We start from the raw sequence: 17,224 nt of genomic DNA, 5'->3' as shown, positions 1-17,224 counted from the left end.
GGCCGGTATTCCCCGGCCGCGGCGGGGCGGGTCCCGCGAGTCCCGCCGGTGCGGGATCGGACCGGCGGGGGGTCGACCGGTGCGGCGTCGACCGGTGCGGGCTCAGACGGGCGCCGCGCCGGAGAGCCCGGCGCGCAGCGCCCGCCGGTGGACCTCGGGCAGCGCGGCGAGCAGGGCGTCGACGTCGGCGCCGGTGCTCGTGCGGCCCAGGCTGAAGCGCTGCGCGCCGCGCGCGGTGGCCTCGTCCAGGCCCATGGCCAGCAGCACGGAGGACGCGCGGGGCACCCCGGCGTGGCAGGCCGAGCCGGTGGAGGAGGCGATCCCGGCGCCGTCCAGCAGGAAAAGGAGGGAGTCGCCCTCGCACCCGGGGAAGGTGAAGTGGGCGTTGCCGGGCAGCCGGGCGCCCGTGTGCTCCCGGTCCTCCGGTCCGCGCAGCACGGCGTCCGGCACGATCCGGCGCACGCCCTCCACCAACCGGTCGCGCAGGCCCGCGAGCCGCTCCGCCTCGGTCTCCCGCTCCGCGGCGGATTCGCGGGCCGCCACCCCGAAGCCGGCGAGCGCGGCGGCGTCGAGGGTGCCGGAGCGCACCGTGCGCTCCTGCCCGCCCCCGTGCTGGACGGGCGCCAGCCCCACCGTGCGCCCGGCCACGAGGGCCCCGGCGCCCACCGGTCCGCCCACCTTGTGGGCCGAGACGGCCAGCGTGGTGAGCCCGGGCAGGTGCGCGTCGACGGGCAGCGCGCCGAAGGCCTGCACGGCGTCGCAGTGGAAGGGGACCCCGAACTCCTCCGCGAGGGCGGCGATCTCCGCGACGGGCTGGACGGTGCCCACCTCGTTGTTGGCCCACATGACGGCCAGCAGCGCGGTGGCGCCCGGGTCGCGGGCCAGTTCCTCCCGCACGGCGGCCGGGTCCACGCGGCCGGCCGCGTCGACGGGCAGCCAGACGGCCTCGGCGCCCTCGTGGGCGGCCAGCCACTCGACGGTGTCGGACACCGCGGCGTGCTCCACCGCGGAGACGAGGACGCGGCGGCGGCGGGGGTCCTGCTCGCGCCGGTGCCGGTACAGGCCCTGGACGGCCAGGTTGTCGGCCTCGGTGCCCCCTGAGGTGAAGACCACCTCGACGGGCTCCGCGCCCAGGGCCGCGGCGACGTCCTCGCGGGCCTGCTCGACGACGGCGCGCGCCGCGCGGCCGGGACGGTGCAGCGAGGACGGGTTGCCGCCGCGGGCCAGCTGCTCGGCGACCGCGGCGAGCGCGGAGGGCCGGAGGGGCGCGGTGGCGGCGTGGTCGAGGTAGACGGACTCGTGCGGCACGGACGCCAGTCTAGGGCCCCGGCCCGGGCGTGCGCCCGGCGTCCGTAGACTGGCGGTCATGCTCCGCATCCTCTTCCACACCCCCGAGATCCCGGGCAACACCGGCAACGCGATCCGCCTCGCCGCGGTCACCGGGGCCGAGCTGCACCTCGTGGAGCCGCTGGGCTTCGACTTCGGCTCCGCGCACCTGCGCCGGGCCGGCCTCGACTACCACGACCTCGCGGTGCTGACCGTCCACCCGGACCTGGACGCGGCCTGGGCCGCCCTGGCCCCGGAACGGGTCTGGGCGTTCACCACCGACGGCGAGGTCTCGCACACGGACGTGGCCTACCGCCCCGGGGACGTGCTGCTGTTCGGGCCCGAGTCGGTGGGCCTGCCCGCCGCGGTGAAGGCGGACCCGCACGTCACCGCGCGGGTCCGCATCCCCATGCTGCCGGCCCGGCGGTCGCTGAACCTCGCGAACTCGGCGTCCATCGCCGTCTACGAGGCCTGGCGCCAGCTGGGCTTCGCGGGCGCCGGGAGCTAGCCCCGGCGACCGGTCGCCCGCCGGGGCCCGCCGATCACTGCTGCTCCTCGGCGTCGCCGACCGTCACGTCCGCGGTGCGCTCCTCGCCGTCCCGCACGAACGTCATCGTCCCGGTGCCGCCGGCGGGCAGTTCGCGCACGGCCGCCGTCAGGGAGCTCGCGTCCTGGATGCGGTGGCCGTCGAACTCCGTGATCACGTCGCCCACCTCCAGCCCGGCCTCGTCGGCCGGCGAGCCGGGCACGACCTGCTCCACCGCGGCGCCGTCGGAGAAGGCCCGGCTCCGGCCGTCCGCGCCCGGGGCGGCGCTCACGCTCGTGCCGAGGTAGCCGTGCGTGGCCCGGCCGTTGTTGATGATCTCCACGGCCACCCGCTGCGCGGTGTCGACGGGGATCGAGAAGCCCACGCCGATGTTGCCGGCCTCCGTGCCGGAGCCGGCCGAGGCGATGGCCACGTTGATCCCGATCACCTCGCCGTCCGTGTCGATCAGCGGCCCGCCGGAGTTGCCGGGGTTGATGGCCGCGTCGGTCTGGATCACGTTGAGGAACACCGACGGCGAGGAGCCCTGCGAGCGGCCGCCGGAGCCGCCGTCCTCGTCGGGGAAGTTGAAGAAGAAGTCGTTGCCGCCGCCCTGCTCCTCGCCCTCGCCGTCGCCCTCCGACGGCGTGGACGGCGCGGCGGAGGAGGCCACCGTGATGGTCCGGTTGAGGGTGGAGACGATCCCGTCGGTCACCGTGCCCGCGAGGCCCAGCGGCGCGCCGATCGCGATGGCCGTGTCGCCCACGTTGACGTCGTCCAGGGAGCCCAGGGTCGCCGGGGTCAGCCCCTGGGCGTCGACCTTGAGCACCGCGAGGTCGGACAGCGGGTCGGTGCCGACCACCTCGGCCGGCAGCACCCTGCCGTCGTCGAGCTGCACCTCGAGGGAGGGGCTGCTCGTGGTCCCGTCGAGGGTCACCACGTGCGTGTTGGTGAGGATGTGGCCCTCGTCGTCGATGATCACCCCGGAGCCGGAGCCGTTCTGGCCGCCGCCGGACGCGGAGATCGTCACCACGGACGGGGACGCCTTCACGGCCGCCGCGGTGACCGCGTTCACCTCGGCCTGGTCGTTGACGATGACCGAGCTGGACGTCGACCCGCCCGCGGCCGGTGCCGCGCCGCCGCCGTCCAGCAGGGCGTCCGTCCCGACGGCCGCCCCCGCCCCGACCAGTGCGGCCAGGACCATGCCCGTCACGAGCGATCCCCCCGAGAAGCGCCGCCGCTCCCGGCGGCCCCCGGCGCCGCTCCCGGTGCCGCTCCCCCACGGGTGCCGGGCTGCGGGGTCCCCGGCGCCCTGCCACGCCCCGGCGTAGGGGCCCGCGCCCTGACCGCCGCCCTGCGGTGCCCCGTGGCCGGCGCGCGCGTCCTGCTCGGCGCCGGACGCCCACGGGTCGTGGGCCGGACGGCCGTAGACCGGCGGGAGGGGCTGCGTGAGCTGCGGATCGGCACCGTACCGCGGGTCGCGGGGCTCGGACATGGGGGTCTCCTCCTGGAAACGGACGGGCCCGGCGGTCCCCGGTGCGGACGGGGTGGCACGGGCGGCTCTGTCCTCAAGTATCCACGTCCGCACTGAGACGACGCTGAGAGCCCTGGCCGTTCCCCGGGCGCCGCCCGGACGGCGCCCGGGGACCGCCGGGCCCGCCCGCAGGTCATCAGCCGCCTTGTGGTTTCGCCCTGCGCGTAGGTTCGGCGCCGATCGTCACGCCGTGACGCCCTCGCCCTAGAATCGGGAGCACCGACCACGTGAGGGAGATCATGCACTGGCGCCCCATTGCCCGCCGGACCGCCGCCGGCTGCGGCCTGACGCTCGCCCTGTTCGTACCCGCGGGAGCGGCTCTCGCCCAGCCGCCCGTCGACGTGCCCCCGGGCGAGCGGATTGTCGACGAGTCCGGGGTGCTGGAGGATCCCTCCGCGCTGGCCGCGGACGTGCGCGAGCTCGCCACCCAGGAGGGGATCACCCTCACCGCCGTGTTCGTCGACACCTTCACCGACCCCTCCGATCCCGACGCGTGGCTGCAGGAGTTCGCCGAGCTCAACGGGCTCGGCAGCTCGGACGCGGTGCTGGTCGTCGCCACGGAGGACCGGCAGCAGCGCTTCTCGGCGTACTCCACGGGACCCCTCAGCACCGAGCAGCAGGAGCGCATCAACCGGCAGTTCATCACCCCGGCGCTCGCGGCCGACGACTGGGACGGCGCGGTCGAGGGGGCCGTCGAGGGCATCGAGACGGAGCTCTCCGGCGCCCCCGCCGGGACCGGGGAGAGCTCGGACGGGGGCGGCGCGGGCTTCGGCCTGCTCGGTCTCGGGGCGCTCGGCCTCGGCGGGCTCGCCGTCTACGGCATGGCTTCCCGCAACAAGAAGCGCCGGCAGCAGGGGTCCGCCCCGCAGGGCGGGCCCGGCGGCCGAGGCGCTCCGCAGGGCCCCGGCGGCCCCTACCAGGAGGTCCCGGTGCCGGAGCTGCGCAAGCGGGCCGGGGAGCTGCTGGTGTCCACCGACAACGCCATCCAGCACTCCGAGCAGGAGCTGGCCTTCGCCCAGCTGCAGTACGGGGACGAGCAGGTCGAGCCGTTCCGCCGCGCCGTCCAGGACGCCAAGAAGCACATGCAGGCCTCCTTCGCCCTCCAGCAGCAGCTCGAGGACCACATCCCCGACACCGAGGAGCAGCAGCGCGCCTGGCTCGGCGAGATCATCGCCCGCTCCCAGGACGCCCAGCGCCCGCTCCAGGAGCACCAGGAGGCGTTCAGCTCGCTGCGCCAACTGGAGTCCCGGGCCCCGCAGGCCCTCGAGGACGTGCGGCGCCAGGCCGAGGCCGTGCGCCCCCGCTTCGGCGCGGCCGACGCCCGGCTGCGGGAGCTCACCGCCCGCTACAACGACACCGCGCTCGCCCCCGTCAAGGACAACATCGACCAGGCCCGGGACCGGCTCGACTTCGTGGACACCGCCGTGGAGGAGGCCCGCACCGACCTCGCCGCCGGGCGCACGAGCGACGCCGTGCTCGACATCCGCGCCGCCGAGGAGGGCGTGGGACAGGCCGGGGGCCTGCTCGACGCCGTGGAGCACACGGCCACCGAGCTCGCCCACGCCGAGGAGTCCCTCAAGGACGCCGTGACCATCGCCCAGCGGGACGTCGCCGAGGCGGACGCCCTCGTCCGGCGCGGCTCCAACCCGGAGCTCGCCGGGGCCGTCGCCGGCGTCGGCGCCGTCCTGCGCACCGTCGAGGAGCAGATGGGCGCCGGACGGATCGACCCGCTCGGCCTGAGCCGGCGCCTGGCGGTGGCCAAGGACGAGCTCGACAAGGGGCTCGCGTCGGTGCGCTCCCAGAACGACCGGGACCGCTCCGCGCGGGAGACCCTCGCCCACACCCTCGTCTCCGCGCAGGCCCAGCTGAGCTCGGCGAGCGAGTACATCTGGGCCCGCCGCGGCGGTGTCGGCCCGGAGGCGCGCACCCGTCTCGCGGAGGCCGAGCGCTACCTGGAAGCCGCCCAGCAGGCCCGGAAGTCGGACCCCTCCGAGGCGCTGACCTGCGCCAACGAGGCCGTCCGTCTCGCCGGCGAGGCCCAGTACATCGCCCAGCAGGACGTCGACTCCTTCTCCTACGGCGGCTTCGGCACGCCCGTGGGGATGGGCGGCCACCGGGGCCGCTCCAACAGCGGTCTGGGCGGCGCGATGCTCGGCGGCATCCTCCTCGGCTCGATCCTCAACGGCGGCGGGGGCGGAGGCTTCGGCGGTGGCGGCGGAGGGTTCGGCGGCAGCTTCGGCGGCGGGTTCGGCGGCGGGGGCGGAGGCTTCGGCGGCGGCATCGGCGGAAGCTTCTGATCCGCGCCGACCGGTGCCCCCTGACCCCCGTCCGCCCCGTGACCCCTGACCGACCCACCATCCCCGACCGACCCACGATCCCGGGAGCCCCTCCCGGGAAGCACCAGAGGAGAGAAGGAACCATGATCAAGCAGTCCATCTTCGGCCGCATCGCCCAGCTCGCGAAGGCCAACATCAACGGCATGATCGACGCCGCCGAGGACCCCCAGCTCATGCTGGACCAGATGGTGCGCGACTACACCGAGAACATCCGCGAGGCCGAGGCCGCCGTCGCGCAGACCATCGGCAGCCTGCGCCTGCTCGAGCAGGACCACGCGGAGGACGTGCGCGAGTCCCAGGAGTGGGGCAACAAGGCCCTCGCGGCCTCGAACAAGGCCGAGGAGTACCGGGGCGCCGGCAAGTCCTCCGAGGCCGAGAAGTTCGACAACCTCGCCAAGGTCGCCCTCCAGCGCCAGATCCAGTACGAGACGGAGGCGCGCGGCGCCGAACCGCAGATCCAGTCCCAGACCCAGGTCGTGGAGAAGCTCAAGGACGGGCTCAACAAGATGCGGGGCAAGCTCCAGGAGCTGTCCAACAAGCGGGACGAGCTCAACGCCCGGCAGAAGACCGCGCACGCGCAGTCGCAGGTCCAGGACGCGCTCAAGGCCTTCGACGTGCTCGACCCGACGAGCGAGGTCTCCCGCTTCGAGGACAAGATCCGCCGCGAGGAGGCCCGTGTCCTGGGCCAGCAGGAGCTCGCCGCGTCCTCCCTGGACGCGCAGTTCGAGTCCCTCGAGTCCCTGGGCCAGCAGTCGGAGATCGAGGCCCGGCTCGCCGCCCTGAAGTCCCGCAACGCCGAGCGGATCGTCTCCTCCGAAGAGGTCTGACCCGGTCCTGTCCCCGGACACGGAAGAGCCCCCACGGCCGCGGCCGTGGGGGCTCTTTCCCGCCCGTGGTCCTCCGGGCAAGGCGAAGGCCCCCGGACCGTGACGGTCCGGGGGCCTTCCGTGGTTGCGGGGGCAAGATTTGAACTTGCGACCTCTGGGTTATGAGCCCAGCGAGCTACCGAACTGCTCCACCCCGCGGCGACATGTATGACTATACGTGCCGCGGGGTGGACCCGCAAATCGGCTACTCGGCGGGCTGCTCGGCCGGCTCCTCGGGGGCCAGGGCGCCCTCCGCCTCGGGGGCGACGACGCCGTCCGCCTCGAGCGCCCGCTCGATGGCGTCCTGCAGCCGCTGCTGGGCCTCGCCGTAGGACGTCCAGTCGCCGTCCTGCAGGGCCTCCTCGGACTCCTGGATCGCCTGGTTGGCGTCGCTGAGGGCGTCCTCGAGGCTGGCGCCGCCGGCCGGGGCCTCGGCCCCGTCCTCGCCGGCGCCGTCCGGGCTCCCGGCCTCCGCCTCGTCGACGCCCGCACCGGACGACGTCTGGGCCCCGGAGTCGCCCTGGAAGACCTCGTCGAGGGCCTCCTCGAGGGTCGGCGCGAAGCCCACCTCCTCGCCGAAGCCGACGAGCACGCGGCGCAGCGTCGGGTATGCGGCGTCGCCCGAGGACTGGACGTAGACGGGCTGCACGTAGAGCATGCCGCCGCCCGCGGGCAGGGTGAGCAGGTTGCCGTTGATCACCTCGGAGGCGCCCTGGCGGAGCAGGTTCAGCTCCGTGGAGACGTCGGTGTCCGAGTTGAACAGGTTCTGCGCCTGGCCCGGGCCGGGCACCACGGAGGAGCGCGGCAGCTCCAGGAGGCGCAGTGTCCCGTACTCGTCGCTCTTCACGCCGTCCTCGCCGGTGCCGGCGTCGGAGTTGGCGGAGAGGTACCCGTACATCACGTTGCGGGTGTTGCCCGTCTCCGACTGCTGCGGGATGAAGGAGGTGGTGAGCGAGAAGTTGGCCTCCTCCTCACCGGGCATCCGCATCGACAGGTAGTACGGGGGCAGCGCCACGTCCGAGTCCTGCGTCGGGTCGTTGGGCACGGACCACACGTCGTCGTTCTGGTAGAAGCTTCCGGAGTCCGTGACGTGGTAGCGGTTGAGCAGCTCCCGCTGGACCTTGAACATGTCCTGCGGGTAGCGCACGTGCGCCATGAGCTCCGCCGACATCTCGGAGTAGGGCTTGAGCGTGCTCGGGAAGACGTTCTGCCACGCCTTCAGGACCGGGTCCTGGTCGTCCCACGCGTACAGGTTCACCGAGCCGTCGTAGGCGTTGACCGTGGCCTTGACCGAGTTGCGGATGTAGTTGACCCGCTCCGGCGGCAGGGCCGCCGCGGCGCCCTGGGCCGTCTGCGTGTCCTGCGTCGCCTCCTGCAGCACCGACGGCGTCGAGTACGGGAAGGCGTCCGAGGTGGTGTAGGCGTCCACGATCCACTGGACCTGACCGTCGATGATGGCCGGGTACGGGGCGCCGTCGACCGTCAGGTACGGGGCGACCTTCTCGATGCGCTCGCGCGGGTCCCGGTCGTAGAGGATCTGCGACTCCGGGCGCACGGCGTCCGAGAGCAGCATGTCCGAGGACTGGAACTTGATGCCGTAGGCGAGCCGGTTGAAGAAGTTGCCGATGCTGGGCCCGCCGTTGCCGGCGAACGTCGTCTTGGCGTCGCCGGCCTCGTCGCCGGCCGTCTGCGGGCGGTCCAGCTCGAGGGGCTCGTCGCCCTCGGCGCCGCCCACGATGGAGTACAGCGGGGAGTTCTCGCCGAAGTAGATGCGCGGCTCGTAGTCGTCCGAGATCACGCCCCGGGACGGGATGCCGGCCTGCATGAACTGCGGCTTGCCGTCCACCTCGACCCGGTTGCCGTAGGCGGCGACCACGCCGTAGCCGTGGGTGTAGACCACGTGCTGGTTGAACCACCCCTGGTTCTGGTCGGGGTTCAGCTCACGCGTGGCGATGACGGTGTCCTGGACCTCGCCGTCGATCTCGTAGCGGTCCACGTTGAGGGTGTCCGGGAACTGGTAGTACGGGCGGAACTGCTGCAGCTGCGAGAACGCCGCGGAGACCACGTTGGGGTCCAGCAGGCGGATGTTCGAGGTGGTCTCGGTGTCCTGGCGCAGGGCGCCCTGCTCGGTCTCCGTGGTGGCGTCGTACGGCATGACCTCGGCCGCGTCCAGCCCGTAGGCCGACCGGGTGAGGTCGATGTTGCGCTGGATGTACTGGCTCTCCAGGGCCTGCTCGGTGGGCGTGACCTGGAAGCGCTGGACGATCCACGGGTAGATCCCGCCGGCCACGACCGCGACCACGAGCAGCATGGCGGTGCCGATGACCGGCAGCCGCCAGCGGCCGATGAAGGACGCGACGACGAAGAGGATCGCGACGATCAGGGCGGCCGCCGCCAGGATCGCCTTGGTGGGGATCACGGCGTTGACGTCGGTGTACAGCGCGCCGGTCCACGTCCCGGACGTGGACTGCAGCGTGGAGTACCGGTCCAGCCAGAAGTTCGCGGCCTGGAGCAGCAGGAACAGCGCGGCCAGCACCCCCAGGTGCACACGGGACGCCCGGGTGGTGCTGAGCCCCCGCTCGGTGATCCGGATGCCGCCGTAGACGTAGTGCATCAGGATCCCCGCCACGCCGGCCAGCAGGATCGCCGAGACCAGGAACCCGATGAGAAAGCGCAGGAACGGGAGGGTGAAGACGTAGAAGCCGATGTCGAGGCCGAACTGCGGGTCCTCCTGGCCGAACGGCTCCTGGTTGAGGAACAGCAGCACGGTGTCCCACTGGGTCATCGCCGTGCTCGCCGCGAAGAGCCCGAAGAGCACGGGCACCACCACGATGACGATCTTGCGGACCGGCTCGAGGGCCTCCTGGTAGCGGCGCAGGTTGTCGTCCACGATGGACTCGGCCGTGATGGGCCGGCTGCGGTAGGCGAGGAAGAGGCTGGCGAACATCAGCGCCGCCACGAGCACGGCGGCGACCACGAAGATCACGATCTTCGTGACGTTCTCGGTGACGAACACGCTGAGGTAGCCCAGCTGGTCGTACCACAGGACGTCCGTGTAGAGCTGCGTCAGTCCCACGAAGGCGGCCACGAGGACCAGGACGACCACGACCGTCGGCCACAGCGCACCCCGTTTCCGCCGCTGTCCTTCTGGCTGCTGCCTCGGTGGTCGGGGGGCTGTGGGTCCGGCGGTCACTGGTTACCTCTGCAATCGGGGTCGTTCGTCAGGTGTGGTGCGTGAAGTCGTGGGGTTCGGCCTGCGTCGAGGAGGAGCGCCGCCGGCGGGTCGCCGGGGCACCCCGTCCATTCTGCCCGCGGGCTTCTCGGGGGTGCAATCGTGCACACGGCGCCCGTCATCGGGCGGCGCACCCCGGCAGCGCGGAGAGGTCCCCGCCGCTCCCGGCGGTCTCGGCGGCGGCCACGGCGTCGTCGAGGGTGCGCACGGACACGACCGTCAGCCCCTCGGGGACGTGACCCTGCGCCTCGGCGCAGTTGTCCGCCGGGGCGAGGAAGACCTCCGCCCCGGCCGCCGAGGCCCCCTCGAGCTTCTGCCGGATGCCGCCGATGGGCCCCACCTCCCCCTCCGGGGTGATGGTGCCGGTGCCGGCCACGTGCCGGTCCCCGGCGATCGAGCCCGGGGTCATCTCGTCGACGATCCCCAGCGCGAACATCAGCCCCGCGCTGGGCCCGCCGACCTCGTCGAGCTCGAACGCCACGTCGATCGGGAAGTCGTAGGCGGCCAGCAGGAACACGCCGAGCTGCCAGTTCCCCGACGCCTCGTCGCGCACGGTGTCCACCTCGACGTCGCGCGGCGACCCGGCCCGCTCGACCTGCAGGGTGACGCCGCGCTCCCCCGCCGCGTCGAGAGCCGATTTGAGGGACGGCAGCGACGGGACGGGTTCCCCGTCCACGCCGCGCAGGACGTCGCCGTGCTCGAGCACCCCCTCCGCGGGGCCGCCCGGGACCGTGTCCTGCACGGAGAGCCGGGTGCTGAAGTCCTGGCCCAGGTGCGTCAGCGCGGCGGCGACCGAGTCCTCCTGCGAGCTGCTCATCGCCGCCATGCTGTACTGGTCGGCCTCCTCCCCCGACACGTCCCGGGGGTAGAGGGTGTCGGCCGGCACCACGGAGGCGGACGGGTCCAGCCAGGAGCCGAGGACGGCGAGCACGTTGACGTTCTTGTTGGGCCCGCCGGTGACGTAGACCGTGGTCAGGTCCAGGACGGAGTCGCTCGGGTAGGTCGGGGCGCCGGAGACCCCCAGCAGCTGCCGGCCGTCGTGCTCCCCCACCGTGTTGAACGTGGGCCCGGGAGCCTCGATCACGAAGGGGGCGGGCAGCACCGTCCCGGCCAGCAGCAGCCCGGCGGAGCCCAGCAGCGCCCAGGACTCGAGGCCGCGGCGGCGCAGGGCACGGCGCGGGCGGGGGGATGCGGTCACGGGCGGTCCTCGGCGTCGTCGTCGGAGGGACCGGAGGCTGTGAGGCCGCACGGTCCGGACGGTCCAGCTTATCGCGCGGGACCCGGCCCTGAGCTTCCAGCGAACTGGGAGTTGGCTCATGGTCGGCCCCGTCCGGTGCTCGCTACGCTGGGAGCAGAGACGTCGGGCGCGCCCGTGCCGCCCGATCCCCCGACCCGATCGAAGAACGGTGGACCCATGACTCCCCAGCCTCCCAACGACCGCCCCGGGAACACCCCGGGGGACGACTCCGGCGACGGCCCCAAGGACCCCTTCCAGGAGATGCTCGAGCGCCTCATGGGGCAGAGCGGGATGAGCCCGGAGGACCTCCAGCGCGCCGGCGTGCCGGTGGACCCCCAGGCGATGTCGATGATGTTCCAGCAGATCCAGTCCATGATGGGCGCCGGGGCCTCCGAGGGACCGGTCAACTGGAAGCTCGCCCACGACCACGCGCGGCAGATCGCCGCCGCCGACGGCGACCCGTCGGTGACCCCCGCCCAGCGCGGCGCGGTCGAGGACGCGATGCGCCTCGCCGAGCTGTGGCTGGCCGACCACACCGAGTTCGGCCAGACCTCGATCCGGCCCCAGGCGTGGTCCCGCGCGGAGTGGATCGAGGCCACCCAGGAGACCTGGAAGGACATGACGGGCCCGGTCGCGGAGTCCGTGACGAAGGCGCTCACCGACGCCCTCACCCAGCAGCTGCCCCCTGAGCTGTCCGCCATGATGGGCGGGGCCTCGGGGATGCTCGCGGGCGCCGGCGGGATGCTGTTCGGGATCCAGCTGGGCCAGGCCATCGGCGGCCTGTCCCGCGAGGTGCTGTGCTCCACCGACATCGGCCTCCCGCTCGCGGAGGGCCGCTCCGGGCTGCTGCCCGCCAGCATCAGGGCGTTCGGCGAGGGCCTGGACATCCCCGCGCAGGAGATCATGCTCTACGTCGCCGTGCGGGAGGCGGCGCACGTCCGGCTGTTCGCGGCGAACCCGTGGCTGCGCCAGCACATCCTGGACCTCGTCAAGCGCTTCTCCGCGGGGATCCACATCGACATGTCCCGCATCGAGGAGGCCGCCCGGGACATCGACCCGATGGATCCCTCGAGCATGCAGGAGGCCCTGTCCTCCGGGATCTTCGCCCCGCAGCAGACCCCGGACCAGGAGGTCACCCTCAAGCGGCTCGAGACGGTGCTCGCCCTCGTGGAGGGCTGGGTGCACGTGGTCACCGTCGCCTCGACCGCCAACCTGCCCTCCGGGGAGGCCCTGTCCGAGACCGTCCGGCGCCGCCGCGCCGCCGGCGGGCCCGCCGAGCACGCGTTCGGCTCCCTCGTGGGGCTCGAGCTGCGCCCGCGCCGGCTGCGCGAGGCCGCGCAGTTCTGGGAGTACGTCGGCGAGCGCCGCGGGATGGAGGACCGGGACGGCCTGTGGGACGCTGCGGAGCTGCTGCCCACCGACGAGGACCTGGACGACCCCGCGGGCTTCTCCGAGCGCCGCGGGCTGCTCACCGCGTCCGAGGACGAGGTCGACGCCGCGCTCCAGCGGCTGCTCTCGGGCGGCTACGAGGGCCCCGAGGGCGGGCCCGGCGCGGACAGCGGTGCGGCCACGGACCCTGCTCCCGGCAAGGACGGCGGGCCCGGCACGGGCGGCGGTCCCGGGCGGCCGGAGGACGACGGGCCTCAGGACGGGGACGGCTCCCGCTGATCCGCGCCGGTGCCTCCGGCGTGCCGGTGCGCCCACGCGGCGCCGTCCAGGAACGCCCGGGCCTTCTCGGCGAGGGGGTAGCGGGCCTCGAGCTCCCGGAACCGGGGACTGTGGTCGGCCTCGAGCAGGTGCGCGAGCTCGTGCACCAGCACGAAGTCGAGCACCCACTCCGGGGCCTGCTGGAGCTGGGCCGAGATCCGGATGACCCCGGTGGCGGGCGTCGCGGAGCCCCACCGGGTGTGCTGCCGCCCGGACCACCGCACGTCCGAGGGCCGGGCGCGGCCGTCGAGGTGTCGCCGCGACAGCTCGTGGGCGCGCTGCAGGAGGTGGTCGTCGGAGCGCCGGTCGGCGCCCTTGGCCGCCTCGCGGCGCCGACGCTCCACGACCCGGGGCACCAGCTCCCGGGTCCAGTGCTCGATCTCCCGACGGGTGGCCGTCTGGGGGACCGAGAGCACCACCGTGTCCTCGCTCCAGTGGGCGGACACGGTCTTGCGCCGGCGTGCGGAGCGGCGCACGACGACCTCGGGCTGCGACGGTACGGGCATGGGGACATTGAACACGCCGCGGGCACGGGCCGCGAAACGCCGGCCCGCGCCCGTGTGCACAGCGCTCCGCCGTGCACTGTGGAGGACCCGCCGGCGGGCGCGCCGCGGGCACGGTCCGGGCGAGAGTGACGATGTCCCGCCCACGCGTCCCGGAAGGCGTCCCGTGCCCACCACCCCGTTCCCCGGCCCTCCTCAGGGTTCCCCGCACGATCCGGACCTGCGCCTGTCCTGTCTCGAGCGGCCCCGTCCGGACGAGGTGCACGTCCTGCTCCTGGGTCTGGACGGTCTAGCGGCGGCGCTGGCCGTGCGCCTGCTGCGCTGCGGCGTGCTCGGGCTCAACGTCAGCGACGCCGCGCCCGTCGCGGTCGCCGACCTCGGGACCGGCGCGTACCGGCCCGCGGACGTCGGCCGGTCCCGCGAGGCGGCCCTGCGCCGGCGGCTGCGCGATCTCGACCCCCGGTGCGCCCCCGTCAGCGCGCCGGAGCTGTTCCCCGGGGCGCTGCTGCCGGGCACGGTCGTGGTGCACAGCTCCGGGCGGCCCGGCCCGGACGGCCGGCTGCCGCCCGGAGCGGTGGAACCGGAGGCGTGGGCGGGGATCGACCCCCGCCACCCGGTGGTGTCGCTGCACCACGCCGACGGGGTCCTTCTGCGCTGGCCCACCGTCCCCTGGGCGCACCGGCCCTGCCCGGACTGCGTGCGGGCGACGCTCGAGCACACGGAGCCCCGCACGGCGCCGCACGGCCCCGCCGCCGTCCTCGCGGCGTGGGCGGGTGCGGCCCACGCGGAGGCCGTCGCGGTCCGCCTGGCCGTCGAGGTGCTCGCGGTGGCCCTGGACGCGCTGTGCGGCGCCGGAGCCGGGGGGCACGGGCTCCGGGAGCAGGGCGGCGCCGGGCGCGCCGTCCTCTACGCCCCGCCGTGGCCGGACGCGGTGTCCTGGCCGGAGCCGGACCGGAGCCGGTGCCTGTGCGGCCTCGATCAGGCGTGAGCGCGGGCGCCGCCCTGGCGGGACCGGCGCGGGGCGGGGCGGTCTCCGCCGGTCTCCCGCAGGGCGTCGAGGAAGCGTGAGGGCTTGCGCGTGGGCCGGCCGCCCGGGGTGCGGGACAGGGTCCAGGACAGGACGAGGTGCTCACGGGCTCGGGTGATGCCCACGTAGAGCAGCCGGCGCTCCTCGTCGATCTCGTCGGCGGTCTCGGCGAAGCCGATCGGCATGAGCCCCTCGCTGAGACCCGCCAGGAACACGGCGTCCCACTCGAGGCCCTTCGCCGAGTGCAGGGACGCCAGGGTCACCCCGTTCATCACGGGGGCGTCCTGCTGGGCCATGCGCCGCTCGAGCTCCGCGGCGAAGTCGGGGAGCACGAACTGCTCCTCGCGGGCGGCGGCCTCCGCGGCCATCCGGTCCGCGAGGGAGACCAGCGCGGCCAGCGACTCCCACCGCTCGCGCACCGCGCCCGTGGAGCGCGGCGCGCGGTCCGAGTAGCCCAGCGAGGAGAGGATGTCGCGCACCAGGCGCGTGGGCTCGTCCGAGGCCTCGGCGGCCCGCGCCGCCGTGCGCAGCTGCACCACGGCCTGCTTGACCTCGGGCCGGTTGAAGAACCGTTCCGTGCCGCGCAGCTGGAAGCCGATGCCCGCCTCCGCGAGCGCGGTCTCGAAGGCCTGCGACTGCCCGTTGGTGCGGAAGAGGACGGCGATCTCGGACGCGGGCACACCGTCGTCGACCAGGTCCCGGATGCGCGCCGCCGTCCCCGCCGCCTCGGCCTCGTCGTCCGCGTACTCGTTCCAGGACGGGGGTGGCCCGTCCGGGCGCTGCGCCACGAGGCGCAGCGGGGTGGCCCAGGCGCCGGGGGTCGAGCCCCGCGCCGGCCGGCGGGCCGCGAGCAGGCGGTTGGCGGTCTCCACGACCTGCGGGGTGGAGCGGTAGTCGCGCACGAGCTCGACCACCCGCGCCTGCGGGTGCCGGGCCGGGAACTCGAGCAGGTGCCGGGAGGTGGCCCCGGTGAAGGAGTAGATCGTCTGGGAGGCGTCGCCCACCACGCAGACGTCGTCCCGGCCCCCGAGCCAGGCGTCGAGGAGACGCTGCTGCAGCGGGGAGACGTCCTGGTACTCGTCGACCACGAAGTGCCGGTACTGCTCGCGCACAGTGGCGGCGACGCGCTCGTCCTCCTCGAGCACGGCCACCGTGAGCAGCAGGACGTCCTCGAAGTCGATCAGGTGCCGGTCGGTCTTGAGCTCCTCGTAGGACTGGTACAGGCGCTGGACCGTGCGCACGTCGTAGTTCAGCGGCATCTCCCGCCCGGCGGCCCGCGTCGGATAGGTGTCGGGGGTCAGCATCGAGACCTTGGCCCACTCGATCTCGGCGGCGAGGTCCCGCACGGCCGCGCGGTCCGTGGACAGGCGCATGTTCTGCGCGGCCTCGGTGATGAGCCGCGCCTTGTGCTCCACGAGCCCGGGCAGGGGCCCGCCCACGGCCTGGGGCCAGAAGTACTGCAGCTGGCGCAGGGCCGCGGCGTGGAACGTGCGCGTCTGCACCCCGGCGGCCCCGAGCTCGCGCAGCCGGTTGCGCATCTCGTTGGCGGCGCGGGCGGTGAACGTCAGGGCCAGGACCTTCTGCGGGGTGTAGACGCCCGTGGCGATGCCGTAGGCGATCCGGTGGGTGATGGCCCGGGTCTTGCCCGTGCCGGCGCCCGCGAGCACGCACACGGGTCCGCGCAGCGTGGTCGCGACCTCCCGCTGCTCGGGGTCCAGGCCGGCGAGGATGCGCTCCTCGAGGGTCGACTCCACGTCCGTGCCGGTCTCGCTGCTGGTCACCACGCGGTCTCCGGCAGGTCCTCGCCGAGCCAGTGCGCGATGAGCGCGTGCGCGATCGAGACCCGCCCGGGCAGGGTCACGGACCCGGTGCGCGCCGCCTCCCGCAGCTGCGCCCGGGTGAACCAGCGCAGCTCCAGGATCTCCTGGCCGTCCGGGACGGCCGCGCCGGAGCGCACCACGGCGCGGCAGCCGAGCATCAGGGAGCGCGGGAACGGCCAGGGCTGGGAGCCCAGGTACTGCACGTCCCCCACGGTCAGGCCCGCCTCCTCGGCGACCTCGCGGACCACGGCCTGCTCCAGGGACTCCCCCGGCTCCACGAACCCGGCGAGGGTCGAGAACCGGTTGCCCTTCCAGAGCGCGGAGCGGCCGAGCAGCAGCCGCTCCCGGTCGGGGTCGGGGTCGCCGTCACTGACCGCCACGATGATCGCGGGGTCGGTGCGCGGGAAGTGCAGCGACTCGTCGTTGGGGCACCGCCGGGCCCAGCCGGACCGGATCACCTCGGTGGGCTCCCCGCACTGCGGGCAACGGGGGTGGTCCCGGTGCCACAGTCCCACGGACTGGGCGGTGACGAGCAGCGAGGTGTCCCCGGTCGGGAGCACCGGGCCGAGCTCCCGCAGGCCGGCCCAGCGCAGCTCCTCCCCGCCCCGGCCGGCGGCGAACGCGGTGACGGCCGCCACGAGGGGCTCGGGCACCGCGAAGGGCTCCGCCGCGGCGTCCTCGCCCCCGGGCTCGGGGGCGGCGACGGCGCGCAGCAGGACGCGGGGGCCGGGGCCCCCATCGGCGCCGGGCAGCCGGCCCAGGTAGACCTCCGGCCGGCGCGGGTCGTGGGGCACGGCCGGGAGCTCGGCCGCGGGCACCAGGACCAGGGCGTCCCCGGCCACGGGGGCGAGACCGCCCGCGAGCACGAGCACGAGCGTGGTGGGGTCCTGCGCGGCGAGCACGCGCACGTCGTGGAGCTCTCGGTCGACGGCGTCGCGGTCGAAGGCCGTCGCCGCGAACGGCAGGCGGGCCGGCGAGAGACGCTCGGGGGCGGGCACGGGGCGGGAGCCGGGAACGGGCTCGGAAGGGGTCGAGGCGGGCACGTCCCCCACTGTAGCGACCCGGGCGGACCACGGGTCCGGCGGGGTGGGGACGGGGACGGCTGCCGTGCCT

At 74.5% G+C, this 17,224-nt stretch carries 12 protein-coding genes and 1 tRNA gene; 5 read left to right on the top strand and 8 right to left on the bottom strand.

Annotated elements, in window-relative coordinates:
- Positions 1 to 102: 102 nt before the first annotated feature.
- Positions 103 to 1,368 carry a cysteine desulfurase family protein gene (locus AC6CH6_RS01965; protein ID WP_498253848.1) on the bottom strand — a complete coding sequence of 422 codons (1,266 nt, stop codon included), beginning with the start codon at positions 1,366 to 1,368 and terminating at the stop codon, positions 103 to 105.
- Between AC6CH6_RS01965 and AC6CH6_RS01960 the strand changes: the two genes are divergently transcribed.
- Complete coding sequence (locus tag AC6CH6_RS01960; protein ID WP_017833618.1) at positions 1,367 to 1,834, top strand: tRNA (cytidine(34)-2'-O)-methyltransferase; 468 nt, start codon at positions 1,367 to 1,369, stop codon at positions 1,832 to 1,834. The genes AC6CH6_RS01965 and AC6CH6_RS01960 overlap by 2 nt on opposite strands.
- A gap of 34 nt (positions 1,835 to 1,868) precedes the next feature.
- On the opposite strand, the gene AC6CH6_RS01955 is transcribed toward AC6CH6_RS01960, so the two are convergent.
- Positions 1,869 to 3,344 (bottom strand): S1C family serine protease, encoded by a 1,476-nt coding sequence (locus AC6CH6_RS01955; RefSeq protein WP_498253847.1) that lies wholly within the window; start codon positions 3,342 to 3,344, stop codon positions 1,869 to 1,871.
- A gap of 278 nt (positions 3,345 to 3,622) precedes the next feature.
- Between AC6CH6_RS01955 and AC6CH6_RS01950 the strand changes: the two genes are divergently transcribed.
- Together AC6CH6_RS01950 and AC6CH6_RS01945 are read left to right on the top strand one after the other, a co-directional pair.
- Complete coding sequence (locus tag AC6CH6_RS01950) at positions 3,623 to 5,680, top strand: TPM domain-containing protein (protein ID WP_498253846.1); 2,058 nt, start codon at positions 3,623 to 3,625, stop codon at positions 5,678 to 5,680.
- Between the two features lie 122 nt (positions 5,681 to 5,802).
- Positions 5,803 to 6,546 (top strand): PspA/IM30 family protein, encoded by a 744-nt coding sequence (locus AC6CH6_RS01945; protein WP_133411298.1) that lies wholly within the window; start codon positions 5,803 to 5,805, stop codon positions 6,544 to 6,546.
- A gap of 121 nt (positions 6,547 to 6,667) precedes the next feature.
- Here the strand turns inward: AC6CH6_RS01945 and AC6CH6_RS01940 are convergent.
- From AC6CH6_RS01940 to AC6CH6_RS01930, 3 genes are all read right to left on the bottom strand, one after another.
- Positions 6,668 to 6,744: transfer RNA gene (locus AC6CH6_RS01940), tRNA-Met, on the bottom strand.
- Between the two features lie 46 nt (positions 6,745 to 6,790).
- Positions 6,791 to 9,778: a UPF0182 family membrane protein gene (locus tag AC6CH6_RS01935; RefSeq protein WP_498253845.1), complete on the bottom strand. Its 2,988-nt coding sequence runs from the start codon at positions 9,776 to 9,778 to the stop codon at positions 6,791 to 6,793.
- A gap of 157 nt (positions 9,779 to 9,935) precedes the next feature.
- The gene (locus tag AC6CH6_RS01930; RefSeq protein ID WP_498253844.1) at positions 9,936 to 11,015 is read right to left on the bottom strand and encodes a YlbL family protein; all 1,080 of its coding nucleotides are present in this window, start codon (positions 11,013 to 11,015) and stop codon (positions 9,936 to 9,938) included.
- 216 nt (positions 11,016 to 11,231) lie between these two features.
- Between AC6CH6_RS01930 and AC6CH6_RS01925 the strand changes: the two genes are divergently transcribed.
- Entirely contained in the window at positions 11,232 to 12,722 is a 1,491-nt protein-coding gene (locus AC6CH6_RS01925; RefSeq protein WP_498253843.1) for a zinc-dependent metalloprotease, read from the top strand.
- Here AC6CH6_RS01925 and AC6CH6_RS01920 read toward each other — a convergent pair.
- A complete protein-coding gene (locus AC6CH6_RS01920) occupies positions 12,698 to 13,267 on the bottom strand; it encodes a M48 metallopeptidase family protein (RefSeq protein ID WP_498253842.1) in 570 nt (189 codons plus the stop codon). The genes AC6CH6_RS01925 and AC6CH6_RS01920 overlap by 25 nt on opposite strands.
- Before the next feature lie 163 nt (positions 13,268 to 13,430).
- Between AC6CH6_RS01920 and AC6CH6_RS01915 the strand changes: the two genes are divergently transcribed.
- Complete coding sequence (locus tag AC6CH6_RS01915) at positions 13,431 to 14,252, top strand: hypothetical protein (RefSeq protein WP_498253841.1); 822 nt, start codon at positions 13,431 to 13,433, stop codon at positions 14,250 to 14,252.
- Here the strand turns inward: AC6CH6_RS01915 and AC6CH6_RS01910 are convergent.
- Both AC6CH6_RS01910 and nudC read right to left on the bottom strand, forming a co-directional pair.
- Positions 14,243 to 16,075, bottom strand: coding sequence for an ATP-dependent helicase (locus AC6CH6_RS01910; protein ID WP_498253840.1), 1,833 nt, complete (start codon positions 16,073 to 16,075; stop codon positions 14,243 to 14,245). The two genes, AC6CH6_RS01915 and AC6CH6_RS01910, sit on opposite strands and share 10 nt — an antisense overlap.
- Positions 16,069 to 17,154, bottom strand: coding sequence for an NAD(+) diphosphatase (gene nudC, locus AC6CH6_RS01905; RefSeq protein WP_498253839.1), 1,086 nt, complete (start codon positions 17,152 to 17,154; stop codon positions 16,069 to 16,071). Before nudC ends, AC6CH6_RS01910 begins: the two co-directional genes overlap by 7 nt.
- Positions 17,155 to 17,224 lie beyond the last annotated feature (70 nt).

The sequence above is a fragment of the Kocuria sp. GQ42 genome (genome assembly GCF_059758435.1).
Note: the sequence above shows the minus strand (reverse complement) of the source record. Positions and strands in the feature narration are given on the sequence as shown.